The sequence below is a fragment of the Nonomuraea sp. NPDC049504 genome (genome assembly GCF_040676845.1).
Classification (GTDB): domain Bacteria; phylum Actinomycetota; class Actinomycetes; order Streptosporangiales; family Streptosporangiaceae; genus Nonomuraea; species Nonomuraea salmonea.
The window spans coordinates 155,547-171,974 of sequence record NZ_JBFAPT010000014.1; the positions used below are offsets into that span (position 1 = coordinate 155,547).

At 72.4% G+C, this 16,428-nt stretch carries 20 protein-coding genes; 12 read left to right on the plus strand and 8 right to left on the minus strand.

Features of this window, described 5'->3' with window-relative positions; all coding sequences use genetic code 11:
* Nucleotides 1-89: 89 nt before the first annotated feature.
* The 4 genes from AB0K28_RS26445 (at nucleotide 90) to AB0K28_RS26460 (ending at nucleotide 2,723) form a co-directional block, all read left to right on the plus strand.
* Nucleotides 90-545, plus strand: a complete 456-nt coding sequence (locus AB0K28_RS26445) for a transcriptional regulator (protein WP_364375019.1) — start codon at nucleotides 90-92, stop codon at nucleotides 543-545.
* A gap of 9 nt (nucleotides 546-554) precedes the next feature.
* A complete protein-coding gene (locus AB0K28_RS26450; protein ID WP_364375022.1) occupies nucleotides 555-1,121 on the plus strand; it encodes a class I SAM-dependent methyltransferase in 567 nt (188 codons plus the stop codon).
* Between the two features lie 3 nt (nucleotides 1,122-1,124).
* Nucleotides 1,125-1,358, plus strand: a complete 234-nt coding sequence (locus tag AB0K28_RS26455; RefSeq protein WP_364375025.1) for a hypothetical protein — start codon at nucleotides 1,125-1,127, stop codon at nucleotides 1,356-1,358.
* Nucleotides 1,359-1,478: 120 nt separating this feature from the next.
* A complete protein-coding gene (locus tag AB0K28_RS26460) occupies nucleotides 1,479-2,723 on the plus strand; it encodes a hypothetical protein (RefSeq protein ID WP_364375028.1) in 1,245 nt (414 codons plus the stop codon).
* On the opposite strand, the gene AB0K28_RS26465 is transcribed toward AB0K28_RS26460, so the two are convergent.
* Both AB0K28_RS26465 and AB0K28_RS26470 read right to left on the minus strand, forming a co-directional pair.
* A complete protein-coding gene (locus tag AB0K28_RS26465) occupies nucleotides 2,716-3,681 on the minus strand; it encodes a hypothetical protein (RefSeq protein WP_364375031.1) in 966 nt (321 codons plus the stop codon). The two genes, AB0K28_RS26460 and AB0K28_RS26465, sit on opposite strands and share 8 nt — an antisense overlap.
* A 194-nt stretch (nucleotides 3,682-3,875) precedes the next feature.
* A complete protein-coding gene (locus AB0K28_RS26470) occupies nucleotides 3,876-4,790 on the minus strand; it encodes an SDR family oxidoreductase (RefSeq protein WP_364375034.1) in 915 nt (304 codons plus the stop codon).
* Between the two features lie 119 nt (nucleotides 4,791-4,909).
* On the opposite strand from AB0K28_RS26470, the gene AB0K28_RS26475 reads away from it, so the two are divergent.
* Complete coding sequence (locus AB0K28_RS26475; protein ID WP_364375037.1) at nucleotides 4,910-5,461, plus strand: helix-turn-helix domain-containing protein; 552 nt, start codon at nucleotides 4,910-4,912, stop codon at nucleotides 5,459-5,461.
* Here the strand turns inward: AB0K28_RS26475 and AB0K28_RS26480 are convergent.
* Nucleotides 5,405-6,778: a DNA-3-methyladenine glycosylase 2 family protein gene (locus AB0K28_RS26480; RefSeq protein ID WP_364375040.1), complete on the minus strand. Its 1,374-nt coding sequence runs from the start codon at nucleotides 6,776-6,778 to the stop codon at nucleotides 5,405-5,407. The two genes, AB0K28_RS26475 and AB0K28_RS26480, sit on opposite strands and share 57 nt — an antisense overlap.
* Between AB0K28_RS26480 and AB0K28_RS26485 the strand changes: the two genes are divergently transcribed.
* Nucleotides 6,777-7,988, plus strand: coding sequence for an MFS transporter (locus AB0K28_RS26485; protein WP_364375043.1), 1,212 nt, complete (start codon nucleotides 6,777-6,779; stop codon nucleotides 7,986-7,988). The genes AB0K28_RS26480 and AB0K28_RS26485 overlap by 2 nt on opposite strands.
* Here AB0K28_RS26485 and AB0K28_RS26490 read toward each other — a convergent pair.
* On the minus strand, nucleotides 7,938-8,582 hold the full coding sequence (locus tag AB0K28_RS26490; protein ID WP_364375046.1) for a TetR/AcrR family transcriptional regulator: 645 nt from the start codon (nucleotides 8,580-8,582) through the stop codon (nucleotides 7,938-7,940). The genes AB0K28_RS26485 and AB0K28_RS26490 overlap by 51 nt on opposite strands.
* Nucleotides 8,583-8,671: 89 nt before the next feature.
* On the opposite strand from AB0K28_RS26490, the gene AB0K28_RS26495 reads away from it, so the two are divergent.
* Nucleotides 8,672-9,037: an SgcJ/EcaC family oxidoreductase gene (locus AB0K28_RS26495; RefSeq protein WP_345406382.1), complete on the plus strand. Its 366-nt coding sequence runs from the start codon at nucleotides 8,672-8,674 to the stop codon at nucleotides 9,035-9,037.
* Between the two features lie 5 nt (nucleotides 9,038-9,042).
* Here AB0K28_RS26495 and AB0K28_RS26500 read toward each other — a convergent pair whose 3' ends face one another.
* Together AB0K28_RS26500 and AB0K28_RS26505 are read right to left on the minus strand one after the other, a co-directional pair.
* The gene (locus AB0K28_RS26500; protein WP_364375049.1) at nucleotides 9,043-9,576 is read right to left on the minus strand and encodes a MarR family transcriptional regulator; all 534 of its coding nucleotides are present in this window, start codon (nucleotides 9,574-9,576) and stop codon (nucleotides 9,043-9,045) included.
* Nucleotides 9,577-9,608: 32 nt separating this feature from the next.
* Nucleotides 9,609-9,740, minus strand: a complete 132-nt coding sequence (locus tag AB0K28_RS26505) for a hypothetical protein (RefSeq protein WP_364375051.1) — start codon at nucleotides 9,738-9,740, stop codon at nucleotides 9,609-9,611.
* On the opposite strand from AB0K28_RS26505, the gene AB0K28_RS26510 reads away from it, so the two are divergent.
* From AB0K28_RS26510 to AB0K28_RS26525, 4 genes are all read left to right on the plus strand, one after another.
* A complete protein-coding gene (locus AB0K28_RS26510; protein WP_364375053.1) occupies nucleotides 9,730-10,059 on the plus strand; it encodes a hypothetical protein in 330 nt (109 codons plus the stop codon). The two genes, AB0K28_RS26505 and AB0K28_RS26510, sit on opposite strands and share 11 nt — an antisense overlap.
* 163 nt (nucleotides 10,060-10,222) lie before the next feature.
* The gene (locus AB0K28_RS26515; RefSeq protein ID WP_364375055.1) at nucleotides 10,223-10,957 is read left to right on the plus strand and encodes a YqcI/YcgG family protein; all 735 of its coding nucleotides are present in this window, start codon (nucleotides 10,223-10,225) and stop codon (nucleotides 10,955-10,957) included.
* Entirely contained in the window at nucleotides 10,954-11,958 is a 1,005-nt protein-coding gene (locus AB0K28_RS26520) for a GNAT family N-acetyltransferase (RefSeq protein ID WP_364375057.1), read from the plus strand. The genes AB0K28_RS26515 and AB0K28_RS26520 overlap by 4 nt, the downstream gene beginning before the upstream one ends.
* Nucleotides 11,955-13,193, plus strand: coding sequence for an MFS transporter (locus AB0K28_RS26525; protein ID WP_364375059.1), 1,239 nt, complete (start codon nucleotides 11,955-11,957; stop codon nucleotides 13,191-13,193). Before AB0K28_RS26520 ends, AB0K28_RS26525 begins: the two co-directional genes overlap by 4 nt.
* Nucleotides 13,194-13,252: 59 nt before the next feature.
* Here the strand turns inward: AB0K28_RS26525 and AB0K28_RS26530 are convergent, their stop codons facing one another.
* Complete coding sequence (locus AB0K28_RS26530; protein WP_364375061.1) at nucleotides 13,253-14,092, minus strand: methyltransferase domain-containing protein; 840 nt, start codon at nucleotides 14,090-14,092, stop codon at nucleotides 13,253-13,255.
* A gap of 378 nt (nucleotides 14,093-14,470) precedes the next feature.
* The gene (locus tag AB0K28_RS26535; RefSeq protein ID WP_364375063.1) at nucleotides 14,471-15,409 is read right to left on the minus strand and encodes an AraC family transcriptional regulator; all 939 of its coding nucleotides are present in this window, start codon (nucleotides 15,407-15,409) and stop codon (nucleotides 14,471-14,473) included.
* Nucleotides 15,410-15,502: 93 nt separating this feature from the next.
* Between AB0K28_RS26535 and AB0K28_RS26540 the strand changes: the two genes are divergently transcribed.
* Nucleotides 15,503-16,408: an MBL fold metallo-hydrolase gene (locus AB0K28_RS26540; protein WP_364375066.1), complete on the plus strand. Its 906-nt coding sequence runs from the start codon at nucleotides 15,503-15,505 to the stop codon at nucleotides 16,406-16,408.
* Nucleotides 16,409-16,428: the final 20 nt, after the last annotated feature.

Below are 16,428 nucleotides of genomic sequence, written 5' to 3' on the forward strand. Positions count from 1 at the left end.
CGTCCCGGAGTGCCGCGCCGGCGTCTACGAGCCGGTGGCCGCCATGGCACAGTGAACCGGCCGACGATCACCACAGAAGGACACGGACGATGACCACTGAGGAAGAGCGGAACCGCACGCTGCGCTGGGTCGAGCGGGTGGCGGCGTTCTGCGTCGAGGAGTGGGGGCTGCCGCCCATCACCGGGCGCATCCTCGGCTGGCTGATGATCTGCGACCCGGCCGAGCAGTCCGCCGGTCAGATCGCGGACGTCATCCAGGCCAGCCGGGCCTCGCTCACCTCCAACATGCGCTTCCTCACGGCCATCGGCCTGGTCAAGAAGGTCCGCAGGCCGGGCGATCGCACCGCCTACCACCGCATCGAGGACGACGCCTGGCAGAAGGTCATCCAGCGCAAGCTGGAGAGCCTGAGCGCGTTCGGCGAGATCGCCGACGAGGGGCTCGCCATCGCGGGCGGCGACGAGCGGCGCGCCGAGCGGATCAAGGCCGCTCACGACTCGCTGACCTGGCTGCAGGACCTCGCCACCCGCCATCCCCTACGCCGCTGAGGAACCACCATGCACCCCCGACTCGGGCTGATCCAGGAAACGCTGCTGCTCACCCTTCATGCCAAGGCCCTGGACGCCGGGCGGCCCGCCCCCATCCTGGGCGACACGCTGTCGGCCGAGCTGGCCGCCGGCATCGACTACGACTTCGCCAAACTGAAGATCAAGCCCAGCCTGGTCGTCACCACGGCCCTGCGCACCAGGAGGCTCGACGACGCGGTCCGCGCGTACGTCGCCGCCCATCCCGGCTGCGTGGTGCTCGACCTGGGCTGCGGGCTCGACCCCAGGGTGCACCGCTGCGACCCGCCGCCCGGCGTCGACTGGTACGACGTCGACTTCCCCGAGGTGGTGAAGCTGCGCGACGCCTGCCTGCCCGGCCGCTCCCACCTCGTGGGAGCCGACCTCACCGGCTCCGACTGGCTGCAGGAGATCCCCGCCGACCGGCCCGCGATGATCGTCGCCGAGGGGCTGCTGCCCTTCATGCCCGGCGACACCTTCCAGGCCATGGCCCGCGCGCTGACCGGCCACCTGCCCTCGGGCGAGCTCGCGCTCAACGGCTACACCCGCTTCGCGGCCTAGGCCATGAAGTACCACCCGACCATCAGGGCGCTCGGCATCCGCGCCGCCCAGGGCTTCGACGACCCGCGCGAGCCGGAGTCCTGGGGCGCCGGCCTCGCACTGGAGGAGGAGCAGATCCTCACCCGCGCCCCGGAGACGGCGAGCTTCCCGCAGCCCCTGCGCGCGCTGACCCGGCTCACCGCCCGCAGCACCGCGCTGTCGCGGCAAGGCGTCAGGGTGCTGCGCTACCGGTTCTGACGCCGGTGTGCCGGGCGCACACGTGCGGGGCGGCGAAAGTGTGGCGGGCGGCGCTGGAACGGCCGCCGGGATCCGGCGACGATGGCGGGCGTCGCCGGTGCCCTGCGGACAGGAGATTCGATGCGTTACCTCTGGACGGTCGCGGTGCTGCTCACCGCGCTGCTGGTGCCGGTGCCCGCCCAGGCGGCGACCCCGTCGTACCTGACCCTGGAGGCCACCTACACCAGCGTCGCGAACGGCTGGTCGAGGGTGGAGCGCTACCTCGACACCACCTCCGGCTTCACCCAGGAGAGCTACCCGCCGGACGGCCGCGGCGACCAGGACGGTCAGCGGCTGACCTTCTTCGGCGGCGTCAGGCGGCCCTTCTCCGGCCGGTTCCTGCTCTACTACGCGCCCGGCTGGAACACCAACCCGAAGAGCACGCCGGTGCTGCTGGTGCACGGCGCCAACGACAACCCCGACAGGGCCTGGGCCAACCCCGGCGAGTCGGGCGGCTTCGGTTGCGGGGCCATCACCTGTCCGCGTACCGGGCTGATGCAGCGCCTGGTCGACGCGGGTCACCGGGTGTTCGCGATCGGGTTCGCCCACAAGGAGGGCGACAACTTCATGCAGGCCCAGCAGGTCGGCGACGCCATCGCGGTCATCAAGGACAGGCTCGGCGTCTCGTCCGTGGACCTGGTGGGGTGGAGCAAGGGCATGATGTCCACGCGCATGTACGTCTCGTCCGTCAAGCCGGGCTGGGGCCGCTCGTACGCAGGCGACGTCCGCAAGCTCGTCACGATCGGCGGCCCCAACGCCGGCTACGACTACCCGTTCGCGCACGGCTGGGCGCACGACCTGTCGATCTGGCCCGAGTGCGGCGGCCAGGTCAACTCGCCCGCGCCGCACACCCACATGACCTGCTACGGCGTCTACGCCTACCGTCCCGAGTTCTCGTTCGTGCCGACCGGCGGGTACGACGCCTACCCGGGGCAGCGGCAGATGCTGGCCCGCTTCGACGGCACGTACGGGATCGACCAGACCCAGCAGGACTGGTACACCACCTACTACGGCGGTCAGGGCTTCTTCACCGCGGGGCCGGGCATCCAGGCGGCGATCGACGCCGGGTCGCTGATCTCGCGCATCCAGCAGGCGGGGGTGCCGTCGTCGGTGGCGACGTACCTGCTGGCCGGCGGGTCGCCCACGGTCGTCGGCATCTACAACGAGAACCGCGGGCCCAGCGACGGCGTCGTGTTCACCACCAGCGCGCTGTCCAGGACCGGCATCGGCAACGTGGCCGGCACCGCGCTCGTCGCCACCGCCAACCACCTGACGCTCGGCTGGCATTCCTCGGTCGCCTCGCAGGTGGCGAGCTGGCTCAACTGAGGCGGCGACCGCCCGCCGCGACGACCGCCCAGCCGGCCGCCGCCGTGGCGGCCACCAGCAGGGCCAGCGCGCCCAGCGTCCGGCCGTCGGGGTGGATCAGCGGCTGACCGCGTACGGCCTGCCACGTCACCAGGACGATCAGCCCCGCGTACGCCGCGGCGGCCACGAGCGTCAGGCCCACCCGGGTCCGCTCGGCACGCAGCCGGGCGACCCGGCCGGCCGGCAGCCCGAGCACCAGCGCCACGGCCAGCATGACCTGCAGCCCGTGCAGGCCGACGAAGTGCGGGATGCGCAGGTCGCCGCCGACCGTGCTCCAGCCGGTGAGCGGCAGCCCGGGGCCGCCGTCCGGGACGCCCACGTTGTGCTGGGAGGCCAGGGGGACCGCGTGGCCGGCCGCGTCGATGGCCGTCCACACCTCGGCGGACCTCGCCGGGATCCAGAACCCGAGGCCGATCCCGGCGATCACGAAGGCCAGGCCCGCGCGGATCGCCCAGGCGAGCACCCGGTCGCCGACCCGCTGGAAGATCAGCAGCCCGGCGAGGACGAAGTTCGCGAGCATGAGCAGCTGCACGCCGATGCCGAAGACCAGCATGATGCCGTCGGTGAACGGGTCGTCCGCCTGGTTGAAGTGGCTGAACGTGCCGCGCGCCGCCTGCACCACGACGACGCCGACGTCCACCATGCCGGTGACGGCCAGCAGCGTCGCCATCCACCAGGTCCAGCGGCCCGCCTTGTGCGGCAGGCTCAGCAGCCAGGCGAGGGTGAGGCCGTACACGATGAACGACACGGCGAACTTGAGGGGTTTGGCCCAGACGGACGCGCCGAGCAGGACGCGGTCGTCGGTCACCATGCCGACGGCCGAGACGGCCAGCAGCAGCGTCATGGAGGCGACCATCAGCAGGAGCGGGCGGTGCAGGCGCCGCACCGCGGGACGGACGGGTTCGAGGACCTCGGGCATCGGCCTGCCCTTTCGAAGCGGGAGCCGCAGGGGGGGAAGGAACAGCCTCCACGCTAGGAATCGGGGTGGTTCCGCCCCACCCCGGCGACCCCCCAACCGCAGGACGGCCAGCCCTTCCCCTAGGGGTAGGGCCAGCCGTACCGACCACCTCGGAACTCGTCCGCCGCCTCGCGCCAGGACCCGTCAGGCGGCGGTCACACCGCTGAGGCGGAGGCCAGGTAGTCGCCGTGCTCCAGGTCGTCGAGCAGGGCCGGGCGGACGGGGGACCAGCCGAGCAGCTCCTGGGTGAGGCGGCTGGAGGCGGGGCCGTCGAAGGCGTACACCTTGGCCATGAACGGGGTGACGTAGTGGGTGGCGGCCTCCTCCGGGGTGAGCGAGACCGCCGGGACGCCCAGGCGGCGGCCGATGACCTCGGCGATGTCCCTGAACGTGACGCCCGTCTCGGCCACACCGTGCAGCACGCTGCCCGCGGGCGCCTGCTCCAGTGCCAGCCGGAACAGCACCGCCGCGTCGAGCCGGTGCACCGCGGGCCACCGGTTCGCGCCGTCTCCCACGTACGCCGAGACGCCCTTCTCCCGCGCGGTGGCGATCAGCATGGGGATGAACCCGTGGTCCTTGGGCCCGTGGACGGTGGGAGCGAGCCGCATCGCGATCGCCCGCACCCCTCGCGCGGCGAAGTCGAGACACGCCCGCTCGCCGGCGATGCGGAAGGAGGCGAGCCCGTCGGGGTCGGGCTCGTCCTTCTCGGTGAACTCCCGCCCCTCGGGCATGACCAGCGTGCCCGAGGTCATGATGAGCGGCCTGCCGGAGTGCTCCAGCGGCCGGCCGAGCGTCTCGATCGCGGTGACGTCGCGCCGCTTCATGGCGTCGGGGTCGGAGAAGTCACCGCCGTACGCCATGTGCAGGACCCCGTCGGCGGCCTCGGCGCCGGCGCGCAGGACGTCGAGGTCGTCCAGGGAGCCGCGGACCGGCTCGGCGCCCAGCGACCTCAGCAGGGCGGCCGTGGTGTCGGAGCGGGCCAGGCCGGTCACGGTGTGACCGGCGGCGACGAGCTCGGCGACGACGGCGGGGCCGGTCTGGCCGGTGCCGCCGGTGACGAAGACATGCATGACACTCTCCCGATGATGTCAGTGACTGGCGTTTCTTAGTGCCAGTGACTGACCATACGTAGTGTCAGTGACTGGCGTCAAGTGAGGTCAGTGGCTGACATATGAGGTATTCTTCCTGCGTGCCACGTAGCGGAGCAGAAGCGCGCCGCCGCCTCCGGGAGGCGGCTCTGGAGCTGTACCTGGAGCGCGGGTACGACGGGACGACCACCGCCGAGATCGCCGCCAGGGCCGGCGTCAACGAACGCACGTTCTTCCGCCACTTCCCCGACAAGCGCGAGGTGCTCTTCGACGGCGAGGCCGACCTGCGCACGGCCGTGGTCGAGGCGATGGCCGCGGCGCCCGGCGGCCTCGGCCCCCTCGACGTGCTGAAACACGCCTTCCGCGAGGCCCGGCACATCCCCGAGAGCACCCGGCCCTTCGCCGAGCCGCGGCTCCAGATCATCGCCGCGACGCCGGCGCTGCGCGAGCGCGACCTCGCCAAGGGCGCGTCGATGGCCGAGGCCATGGCGGAGGCGCTGCGGAAACGCGGCGTCCCCGAACGGCCGGCCATCCTGGCTGCCCGCGCCGGCTGGGCCGCCTTTCACGAGGCGCTCCAGGCCTGGATCGACGACCCGTCACAAAGCCTGGACGCGCACCTCGTCCAGACCTTCGACGACCTGCGCGCCCTCTAGGTGCTGCATCGCGTACGAGCGCCACGGACGCCACCGGTCCGCGCCCGAGACGCCCGGGAGGACGACGTCCGGATCGCGCAGGGCACGCATCCTGATCACGGCGGCCGCGCGCTCGGGTAGCCCGGCCGCCTGCTCGGGGTCGGTCTCGATGCCCAGCTCCGCCAGCACTTCGGCGCGGGGAAAGGTACGGGTCACGCCGCCGGCGGGTGCGGCGAGCGGCTTGCCGTACCGGGCGACCAGCTCCGCCAGGCGCTCGGGGCCGAGCAACTCGCGGGCGAGCAGTTCGGCGGCGTCCACCGTGCCGGGGACGCGACGCCCCGGAGCGGCGGCGGCCAGGGGGCCCAGCCGGTGGTCGATGGCCTGCTGGTCGGCGTCCAGGTCGAGCAGGCGGCGGCAGCGGCCCACGGCGGCCTGGAGGTCGCGCAGGTCGTCCAGGCGCAGTTCGCAGGCCACGTGCGCGGGTGCATCCGACAATGTGACGACGCCGGTGCCGTACGGCAGGACCAGCGAGCGCCGGTAGACGCCGTCCACGTACGCGGACATGCCGGGCACCGCCTCCGCGCCCAGCGCCGCCAGCATGAAGGCCACGTCCATCGGCGGCCGGTACGGCAGGCGCAGCGCGATCACGCCGGGCGTGCTCGATCCGGCCCTGGCGCGCAACGCCGTCGGCGTGGTGCCGTACAGCTGCCTGATGGTGTCGTTGAACTGCCGCACGCTGCCGAACCCCGAGGCGAACACGACGTCGCCCACCGGCAGGCCGGTCGACTCCAGCAGGACGCGGGCCGTCTGGGCCCGCTGCGCCCGCGCCAGCGCCTGCGGCGACGCCCCCACCTCGGCGAAGAGCTGGCGGTGCACCTGCCGCGGGCTGTATCCGAGCCGGGCCGCCAGACCGGCGACCCCCTCCCTGTCCACGACGCCGTCCTCGATCAGCCGCATCGCCCTGCCCACCAGGTCGGCGCGCAGATTCCACTCGGGGGAGCCGGGGGCGGCGTCCGGCAGGCAGCGCTTGCACGCACGAAAGCCGTTGACCTGCGCGGACGCGGCCGTCGGGAACAGCCGCAGATGCTCGCGTCTGGGCATGGCCGCCGGGCAGCTGGGGCGGCAGTAGATGCGGGTGGTCGTGACGGCGACGAAGACCCAGCCGTCGAAGCGCGGGTCCCTGCTCTCCATCGCCGCGTAGACGGCGTCCTCACCCATCACCCCTCCCAGGGTGCCATGGGCCGCGTGGCCGGGCTGGCGGGCATCGGACGGCGAGCAGGCGACGGCGGCCGATGGCCGCCAGCGCATCGCGGCGCTCGTCGCCAGCCTTGATCGCATGTCGATCGTCACTCACTACCGGCGCCCGCTGTCGGGCCGCGATTTCCGGTTGCTCTGGTTCGGTTCGTCGGTGTCGCTGGTGGGCGACGGGATGACGTTCGTCGCGCTGGCCTGGCTGGTGCTCGCCCAGCCCGGCGGCACTGCCAGGCTGGGGCTGCTGGCCGTGTGCCACACCCTGCCCGTCTTCGTCGGCGGCCTGCTGGCCGGGCCGGTGCTCGACCGGTTCGACAAGCGGCACGTCCTCGCCGCCGACAGCGTGATCAGGGGAGCCGCGATGGCGGCCGTGCCCGTCATGGCGGTGGTGGGCGAGGTGCCTGAGGCGCTGCCGTATGTGGTGGCCGCGGTCTACGGGCTGTTCAAGATGGTGCCGCTGGCCGCGTTCCCCGCAGCCATCCCTGATCTGGTCCGTGAGGAGGACCGTGACGCGGCCAACGCGCTGGAGTCCCTGAGCTTCAGCCTGGCGGGCATGATCGGCCCGGCGCTCGGCGGCCTGCTGATCGCCGGGGTGGGGGCCGAGGCCGTCCTGGCCTTCGACGCGGTGTCGTACGGGGCGCTCGCCGCCTGCGCGCTCCTCGTACGCCGCCGGCTCGCGCCCGCGCCGTCCAAGGCGGGGAGCACGCGGCCGGCCGGGCTGCTGCGCGATCGGGTGCTGGTGGTCACGACCGTGGCGTTCATGGCCTTCAACGTCGCCCTCGGCATGCTGATGGTCGTCGGGCCGTGGCTGGCGAAGACACAGCTGCCCGGCGGGCCGCAGGCGCTGGGGTTCCTGCTCGCCGCCTTGTCGGCCGGTGAGCTGGTGGGCGCGGCGGCGGCGGGTGCCCGATCGCCCGGCTCCCGGCCGCTGCGGGCGATCGGGCTGGTCCAGGCCGTCGCGGCCATGGGTTTCCTCGCCGTGCTGGCCGCGCCGCACCTCGAAGGGGTCGCCGCCGGGTTCCTGGTGATCGGGATGTTCAGCGCGCCCATGACGGTGTGGGCGCAGACCGTGCGGATGGCCCGCATCCCCGCCGAGTGGCGGGGGCGCGGGTTCGCCTGGCTGCGTACGCTCATGCAGGCCACGCCGCCCCTCGGCGCCGCGCTGGTGACGCCGCTGCTCGACGCGGGCAGGCTCGTCCCGGCCGTGCTCGCCATGACAGGGCTCGCGCTCGTGCCCGCCTCCTGGCTACTCCTGCACCGACCAGCGGCCGGTGAACAGCTCATCGCCCGGAGGTGACCCGGGCAGCGGGTCGTGGCCTGGCCGCAGGCCGTCGAGCGCTATCGCGATCAGCCGCCGGCGGGCCTCGGCGGCGGCGGGCAGCAGGTCGTCCCTGCCCTGCTTGCGCAGCTGATCGACCACGGGGGAGCGGCCGAGCTGCTCGATGAGCAGGGAGATGTCGATCGCGGTCACGTCGGCGCGCAGGTCGCCGGACGCGTGCGCGCGGCGTACCAGCTCGTCGAGGAGCTCGTCGCCGCGACGGGACTTCGCGCTCATCTCCTCGGTCACCTCGATGGTGCCGGCGACGGGCGCGAGCGAGCCCTGCCCGAACTCGATGCAGCTGCGGACGAACCCCGTCAGACCCGCCCACGGGTCGGGATCGGCCAGGCCCTGCTCGGCCGCCTCGTTCCAGTGATCGAGGGAAAGCAGGCTGAGCCGCTGGAACAGCTCCTCCTTGGTCTGGTAGCGGCGGTAGAGGCTGCCGACGCCGACGCCCGCCCTGGCCGCGATGGCGGCGACGGACGCGTGGGCGCCGTCCTCCGCCAGCACGTCGCGGGCGGCCTGCAGCAAGGCGTGGTCGTTGCGTTCCGCGCGGTCTTTTCGCGTGCTCATCGTCACGGATCCTAGCAGTTGCGGAGCGATTCGCTCCGCAGTAACGTGCAGAGCGGAGCGAATCGCTCCGCTAGCAGAGGAGGAGCATCATGAACGCCGACATCGAGGCCATCGAGCGGGTCGTCCGCGACGCCGAGGAACTGCAGAGCGACGTGGCAGGGTTCACCGGGCTGCTGACCGAGGAGGTGGCGCTGGTCAACTTCGCCGGCGTCCGGCTGCGCGGGCGTGACCAGGTCAAGGAGGTGATGTCCAAGGCGCTGAGCACGCCGCTGAAGGACGTGCTGACCGAGAACGAGCTGCTCGGCGTGACCTTCCTGCGGCCCGACGTGGCGCTGGCCCACCTGGTCAAGCACGTCAACGACGGGCGGAAGGGGGCGCTGACGTTCGCACTGGTCAAGGAGGACGGCGACTGGCGGATCGCGCTGGCGCAGACCACCCCGATGGTCGCGGCCTGAGCGCGTCAGGTCTCCGTGGCGGTGGCCGCCCGGTGGGCCTCGAGCGTCGGGCACGGCACGCACACCTGGTGATCGCACCGCCGGCACGTGGTGTGCAGGCTGCGCCCGTCGCCGCCGTGACCGCGCAGGATCGTCTCCAGGATGCCGGACAGCTGCTCGCGCTGGGTCTCGCTGAGCGGGGCGAGCAGCGCGGCGAGCGCCTCCTGCCGGGCGGTCAGCACGTCGCCGACCACCTTCCGGCCCTCCGGCGTGAGCGAGACGAGGACGCGGCGCCGGTCGGCGTCGTCGTCGCCCGCGCGGCGGGTCGCCCAGCCCGCCTCTTCCAGGCGGTTGACCAGCCGGGTGGTGCCCGAGTGGGTGAGGAACAACGCCCTGCTCAGCTCGTCGACGAACAGGTCTCCGAACGTGGCCAGCGCGACCAGCCCCGCCCCCAGCGACTCGGACTTACCGGGCAACGCGCTCTGCCAGGCGCGCCGGACGGCGTCCTCGGCCACCAGCGCGGAGGCGCCGTACAGGTTGACCGCTCGCTCCAGGCTCACCGTGCGAGTCTAACGACACGGGGAATCGCCCGTCAGCGCAGGAGCCGGCCGAGCCGTTTGCGGGTCTCGACGACCGGGGTCGTCTCCACGTGGGTGATGGCGGGCAGGGCGGCGACGCCTTCGGTGAGGTACCGGTACGCGTCGTGCGCGTCGGTGCAGAGCACCCTGGCGACCAGGCTGGTCGGGCCGGTGGTGGCGGCCCGCGTACCCGCCGGCGCCGATGCCGTGACCGGCACCTTGGAGGACCTGCCCGGCGCGTTGTCCGGCATCCACACGGTCTTTCTGATCTGGCCGTTCCTCACCACCGAAGGAGCGCCCGCCGTCGTGGAGACGATCGCCCGCCACACCCGCCGCCTGGTCTACCTGTCGTCGACCGGCGTGGGCGGCGACGAGGAACGCGACGACCCCATCTTCAGGATGCACGCCGGTATGGAACGCCTGATCGAGCAGTCCGGCCTGCCGAGCGCCATACCTACCGCCTGACCGGCCCCCAGCCGATCGGCCGCCTCGCACCTTCCGCCAGTGGGCCCACGACCACCGCGACCTCTTCCGCTGAGTGGCCCCATGTTAGGGAGCCGCCCTGCGCGGTATATGTGCTTGACGCACGCAAACAATGTGCATCGCCGGCGCATCTGGAGGAGCCCCCATGGCCAGAACATCCCGCCTGCTCACCAGGGAGGACCTGACGCGTGGTGCCTGCCAGGACTGGGTGAGGGAGGCGTACGAGGACTACCGGGCCGTGATCAGCGACCCGGACTTCCCCTGCACCTTCGGCACCACCGCCGAGGCCCAGGGCCACATCCGCTACACCTGGGTGGCCGGCGAGCAGGACCTCGGCGTGCTGCCCCCGACCCTGACCGACTTCATCGCGCTCTCCCGCGCGCACCCGCGCCGCCGCCACCTGCTCATCGCCTTCTTCCCGGACACCGGCGAGCGCGACTTCGCCGCCCACGAGCGGCGGTTCTGGGAGATCCTGCGCCGGTTGCGCGAGCAGGACCCGGAGCCGTGGCCCGCGCACATCCCCAACGACCCCGACCATCCGGAGTGGGAGTTCTGCTTCGCCGGCGACCCCATGTTCGTCTTCCCCTGCATCCCCGCCTACCGGCAGCGGCACAGCCGCCGCATGGGCGACCACTTCCTCATGTGCTTCCAGCCCAGAAGGGTGTTCTTCGGCACCAACCGCGACGACCCGGGCGGGGAGCGCATCCGGCAGCGCATCTACGAGCGGGTGGGCCGCTGGGACGACGTCCCGCCGCATCCCCAGCTGGTCGAGCTGGCCTATGGCGACACGGAGATGCGGGAGTGGAAGCAGTACGTGCTGCCGGACGCCAACGTCCCGCTCGTGGACCGCTGCCCGCTGCAGGAAGGGAGACCGGCGTGACCACGCTCGCGGACCCCGGCACCGACTGCGGCCGGATCTTCGCCACCGGGCGCTGGCAGGACGCCTGGCTGGCCGGCGGGATGGAGGCGACCGCCGCCCACGTCCGGCTGCGGGCCGGCGACGTGCCGGTCACGCTGCAGCTCGTGACGGACTCGCCGCTGTGGCGCGGGTACGAGGGCGACGCGGACCTGCCGCCCGTGTGGGAGGGCCCGGTGGCGTACCTGTCCACCGTGTACGCCGTCGCCAACCCCCTCAACCAGGTCCCCGACGCGTCGGGGACGGTGGCGCGAGCCCTGGGGATCGCCGGTGAGTGGGACGCGGAGGCGCTGGTCGTCACCAACCTGGAGCCCGGCCCGGCACTGGAGTCCCTGCCACGGCCCGACGCGCTCGTCCGGCTCGACGCCACCTGCCGCGTCCGGCTGGCGGACGGCATGGACGGCTACCTCGACGGGCTGGCCACCTCCCACCGGGGCCGGCTGCGGCGCTACCACCGGCGCGGCGCGCAGGCCGGGCTGACCTACCACGACAGGGACCGCACCGAGGCCGGCCACGTGCTGCCCGCGTTCGCCCGGCTCACCCGCCAGTCCGCCGAGCGGCACGGCACCCCGCCGCTCTACAGCGAGGCGGCGCTGCGGGCGCTGCTGGAGGTGCCCGGTACGCGGCTGCTCAGCGCCGATCTCGACGGGCGGCCGGCCGCCGGGCTGCTGTCCTTCGAGCGGGACGGCTGCCTGGTGCTGTGGGCGGCCGGGATCGACTACGCGCTGCTCAAGACCCATTTCCCGTACTATTTCCTGATTTATGAGGCGATCGCGGCGGCCGCCGAGCGCGGTTGCCGGTGGGTGGACTTCGGGCGCGGCAACCTGGAGTTCAAGCAGCGCCTCGGCTTCCACCCGGTCGATCTGTGGAGCCCGGTCTACCTGCTCGCCCGCAGGCCCGCCTACGCCGGACGGCTGGCCGAGATGCACCGCCGCATCAGCGACTTCTTGGGCAGACCCGGATGAGCGGCCGGGCCGGCGTGCGGTTACGGCTGGTCGCGCTGCTCGGCGCCGTCGGCGTGGCGAACGTGGCGTACACCGTCCTGATCCCGTTCGTCCCGACGCTCAACACGGTCTTCCAGATGAGCGCGGTGCTCATCGGCGTGGCCTTCGCCGGGTTCGCCGCGACCAAGGCGCTCTGCCAGCCGCTCGGCGGCTGGCTCGTGGACCGGATCGGCGGCAGGACCATCGCGATCGCCGGCCTGGCCGTCACCGCCGCGGCCACCGGGGCGCTGGCCATGGCCACCACCTCCGGCCAGGTGGTGGTCTGCCGGTTCGTGTGGGGGATCGGGGAAGGGCTGGCCATGCCGGCCCTCTACCGGCTCACCGCGCAGCTCGGCACCGAGTCGGGGCACGGCTCCGACCGCACGCTGGGCTGGTTCGGGACGGCGGCGGTGGCCGGGATGACCGTGGGGCCCGGCCTCATCGCGGCGCTGTCCGGGGTGATCGACTTCCGGTCCGCGTTCGCGGGCGGCGCGGTGCTGACGGTGCTGGCCACCGTGCTGGTGGCGCTGGCGTTCCGTCGTACCGGACGGCCCGCACAGCGCCAGCCGAGCGGCGATGCGCCGCGCGCGCCCGCCGAGCGGCTCTCCCGGCTGCCGCTGATCCCGCTCGTCGTCGTGCTCGGCCTGCTCGATCTGGCCAACAACGCGGTGTACGCGGCGCTGGAGCCGCTGTTCCCGCTGCACGGCACCGGGCCGCTCGGGGCGGGGGAGCGGGCGGTCTCGCTCAGCTTCTTCGCCGGGCTGGCCGTCTTCGCCGCCTTCTCCTGGGTGGGCGGCCGGGTCATGCACCTGTCGCGCCGCTTCCCCCTGGCCGCGGCGGTCTTCGCCGTGCAGGCGGCGGCCCTGGCGGTGGCCTGGCTGACCGGCGCGTACGGGGTGTTCACCGCGGCCTTCATCGGGCTCATGGCGGTGCAGCCACTGGTCTACGTCAACATGCGGGCGGTCATCGGACGGCTCGGGGAGGGACGTCAGGGATGGGCGTTCGGCTGGTTCGGGCTGATCTCCGACCTCGGCTGGGTCGCGGGTCCGCTCGTGGCGACGGCCGCCTACCAGGTGTTCGGCGGCGGCAGCTTCGCGCTGCTCGCCGTGGTGGCGCTGGCCGCCTCGGCGCTGGGCGCGGCGGCCTTCCCCTGGCTGCGCGCACCGTTCCTGCAGGACTCCGGGCCGCCGCCGGTGCGCGAGTCCACCTCCGCCTGAGCACGCGAGAACCGGGAGGACGGGCACCGTCCTCCCGGTCTCTCCCGGCCGTCGGCCCGTCAGGCGGGCTTCACCGCTTCGGCCAGGATGTAGTAGCCGAACCGGCTGAACGGCGGCGTCTCGTTCAGCGCCGTCTCCAGCCGCTCGACGATCGAGTAGATACCGGGGTCGGCGAGGATCTGGTCGGCCATCCACGCCGCGACCACGCAGTTGCCGCGCAGCCGCGCGGGCCGCAGCCCGGCGTCGGAGAACAGCTCCTCCAGCTCGTCGGGGGTGAAGCTGAACCAGGGGGCCTCCCGCTGCTCGCCGTCGCGGGTGCCGGTGAACACCAGGGTCTTGTTGTCGACGTCGGTGATGTCCACCGTCGCGAACCGGTCCGCCCGGGTGAGCTGCTCGAACGCGGCGTTCTTCACCCCGGTCAGGAGGCGTCCGCCGGGCCGCAGCACCCGGGCGATCTCGGCGAACGCGGTCCCCCGCGCCTCCAGCGGGATGTGCATGAGCGCCAGCGTGCTGGTGACGACGTCGAAGCTGTCGTCCGGGTACGGCAGGTCGCACATGTCGCCCTGGTCGAACCGGATGTCGGCCCCTTCCTCCTCCGCCTTGCGCCGCGCGACGGCCAGCATCCCGTCGCAGAGGTCGAGCCCGACGACCTCCTTGGCCAGCCCCGCGAGAGGGATGGTGAGCCGGCCGGTGCCGCAGCCGAGGTCGAGCACGGAGTCCTCGGGACCGACCCGGCCGAGAATGAAGTCGAGCTCGGTGTCGATGAATCTGCGGTCGGCCGGAGTGAGGCCGGGAATGCGGTCGTCGTACTCGGCGGAGATGAATTCGTAAACCTGCCGGATGGCTTCTTTCGGCTGCGTGGTCCGGCCATTGTACGGGCGATGCACGGTTTGCGTCATGCCTTTTTCTCCGGAATTCTGATGCAGGATTGTGCGTACGTTTCATCCCCTGCTTGAGCAGGAGTTATGAGCGCATGCGAGAGCCTGTTCTCCCATGGGGGGAAGGCTTGCGGAAACTGCGCCCGGGCTGACTCGACCTCCTTTCCTGGGGGGTGAGACAACTCCATACCCAGGAATCCCGGATAAAGCGCGGTGGCCTGATGATTTTTTACGCCCGGCGCCCTTCTTGGGAAAGTCCAGGAAGGGCGCGATGCCTTTTACCTCGACTTCTTCACTTTCCGTGAGCGAAGTGGCGAGAAAAGCAGTTGGAGCTTTCCGCCCGCCGGCGCGTCTTCTGGGCATGTACGAGGAGGGGACCGGCCGGATCAAGCTCGCCGTTCAGCCGAAGAAGCGGCCGGACGCCGCGGTGGGCGCCGGGGAGGCGCCCGACCGGACGATCTCCCGATACCGCCCTGGCGTGGTGCCGAACTCCCGCTCGAAGGCGTGCGAGAGCGCGTACGGGCTGCTGTAGCCGACGCGCTCGGCGATGGCCGCCAGCGTGTCCTTGGTGTCGCGCAGCAGCGAAGCGGCCCTGATCACCCGCCACCAGGTGAGGTACGCCATCGGCGGCCGCCCGACCAGGGCGGTGAACCGGCGCGCCAGCGTGGGACGGGAGACGCCCGCCTCGGCGGCCAGGCGGTCGATGGTCCACGGCGCGGCCGGCTGCGAGTGCATCGCCCGCAACGCGGCGGCCGTCACCGGGTCGCCCAATGCGCTGGGCCAGACGCCGCTGGTGGTCTGGGCCATCCAGGCCCGGATCATGTAGACGAGGAGCAGGTCGAGCAGGTTCGGGAGCGCGATGTGGGAGCCGGGCCGCACCTCGTCCAGCTCGCCGGCGAGCAGGTCGATCGCGGCGCGCAGCTCCAGGTGGGTGCCCACGCGGCTGGGCAGGTGGACGACCTCGGGCAACTCGGTCATCAGCGGGTGCATGCGGCTGCAGTCGAGCCGGTATTTGCCGCAGAGCAGCTCCGTCGCGCCGTGCCGGCGCGGCTCCGCCGCGGCGAGGCACCGCTCGAACGACACCGCCTTCTCCAGGTCGCCGGGGGAGTCGGCGATCACGTGACCGGTGCCGTGGGGCAGCAGCACCGCGTCGCCCACGTTGAGGCATACGGCGGTGCCGCCGTCGGTGCGGAGCCAGCAGCTGCCCTTGAGGACGATGTGGAAGCCCGCGCCGTCGTACGGGTCCAGCCGCGCGGACCAGCTCCCGTCCATTGCCACCCGATCGAACCGCGGGTGCCCGAGATGAACGGCGGAGATCGCGTCACTGACCACGTCCATCCGTCCACGATATCGCGCGTGATACGCATTCGTATTTATGTGAGCAGAACGAGCATTGAGCGGATCGCCCGCCGCTTCCTAGGGTCGTTGACCATGACGAACGAGAACACGCAGCGCATCATCCTGGGCGACGTCGAGGTCATCCGGGTCCTCGAGTGGCACGTGCCCTTCCTGCCCACCTCCGAGTTCTTCGCGAACGCCGACGACGAGGTGTGGAAGGCCAACGCGGGCTGGCTGGCGCCCGACCACTGGGAGCCCGCTACCGGCCGCATGGTGAGCGCCCTGCAGAGCTGGGTGCTGCGCAGCGGCGGGCGTACCGTGCTGGTCGACACCGGCGTGGGCCGCGACCGCGAGCGGCCCGGCATGGGACCGTTCCACCGGGCCAGGAGTGAGTTCCTCGCCCTCCTGGAGCGGGCCGGCGTCCGGCCGCAGGACGTGGACGTCGTGGTCAACACCCACCTGCACGTCGATCACGTCGGCTGGAACACCGTGGACGCGGACGGGCAGTGGGCGCCGGCCTTTCCCAACGCCCAGTACCTCATCCCGGCCGCCGACGACTTCCACTACGGGCCGGACAACGCGTACGGCGGGGGCGTACAGGAGGCGGACCGCCTGCTCTACGAGGACAGCATCGCGCCCATCCACCGCGCAGGGCAGGCGGTGCTGTGGGACGGGCACCACCGCATCGACGACCACCTCACCCTGGAGTCCGCGCCCGGCCACACCCCCGGCTCCGCGGTGCTGCGGCTGGCCTCGGGCGGCGACCGCGCGGTCTTCGCCGGCGACCTGCTGCACAGCCCGGTCCAGATCATCGACCCCTGCCTCAACAGCAACGCCTGCCTGAACCCCGCACAGGCCGAGGCCAGCCGCCACCGGATCCTCGCCCGTGCCGCCGACGAGCGCGAACTCCTCATCCCCGCCCACTTCGGCGGCCCGGGCGCCCTGGAAGTCCAGCGCAACGGCGCCGCCTTCGCCCTCGGCCCCTGGGCGGCCATCTGAGCCCCCCGGCCCTGTCCTGA

Bases quoted from the DNA above. Each gene is read 5' to 3' on its own strand.
- AB0K28_RS26445 (WP_364375019.1), top strand. From the start codon at position 90: ATGACCACTGAGGAAGAGCGGAACCGCACGCTGCGCTGGGTCGAGCGG.
- AB0K28_RS26450 (WP_364375022.1), top strand. From the start codon at position 555: ATGCACCCCCGACTCGGGCTGATCCAGGAAACGCTGCTGCTCACCCTT.
- AB0K28_RS26455 (WP_364375025.1), top strand. From the start codon at position 1,125: ATGAAGTACCACCCGACCATCAGGGCGCTCGGCATCCGCGCCGCCCAG.
- AB0K28_RS26460 (WP_364375028.1), top strand. From the start codon at position 1,479: ATGCGTTACCTCTGGACGGTCGCGGTGCTGCTCACCGCGCTGCTGGTG.
- AB0K28_RS26465 (WP_364375031.1), bottom strand. From the start codon at position 3,681: ATGCCCGAGGTCCTCGAACCCGTCCGTCCCGCGGTGCGGCGCCTGCAC.
- AB0K28_RS26470 (WP_364375034.1), bottom strand. From the start codon at position 4,790: ATGCATGTCTTCGTCACCGGCGGCACCGGCCAGACCGGCCCCGCCGTC.
- AB0K28_RS26485 (WP_364375043.1), top strand. From the start codon at position 6,777: ATGTCGATCGTCACTCACTACCGGCGCCCGCTGTCGGGCCGCGATTTC.
- AB0K28_RS26480 (WP_364375040.1), bottom strand. From the start codon at position 6,778: ATGCGATCAAGGCTGGCGACGAGCGCCGCGATGCGCTGGCGGCCATCG.
- AB0K28_RS26490 (WP_364375046.1), bottom strand. From the start codon at position 8,582: ATGAGCACGCGAAAAGACCGCGCGGAACGCAACGACCACGCCTTGCTG.
- AB0K28_RS26495 (WP_345406382.1), top strand. From the start codon at position 8,672: ATGAACGCCGACATCGAGGCCATCGAGCGGGTCGTCCGCGACGCCGAG.
- AB0K28_RS26515 (WP_364375055.1), top strand. From the start codon at position 10,223: ATGGCCAGAACATCCCGCCTGCTCACCAGGGAGGACCTGACGCGTGGT.
- AB0K28_RS26525 (WP_364375059.1), top strand. From the start codon at position 11,955: ATGAGCGGCCGGGCCGGCGTGCGGTTACGGCTGGTCGCGCTGCTCGGC.
- AB0K28_RS26530 (WP_364375061.1), bottom strand. From the start codon at position 14,092: ATGACGCAAACCGTGCATCGCCCGTACAATGGCCGGACCACGCAGCCG.
- AB0K28_RS26535 (WP_364375063.1), bottom strand. From the start codon at position 15,409: ATGGACGTGGTCAGTGACGCGATCTCCGCCGTTCATCTCGGGCACCCG.
- AB0K28_RS26540 (WP_364375066.1), top strand. From the start codon at position 15,503: ATGACGAACGAGAACACGCAGCGCATCATCCTGGGCGACGTCGAGGTC.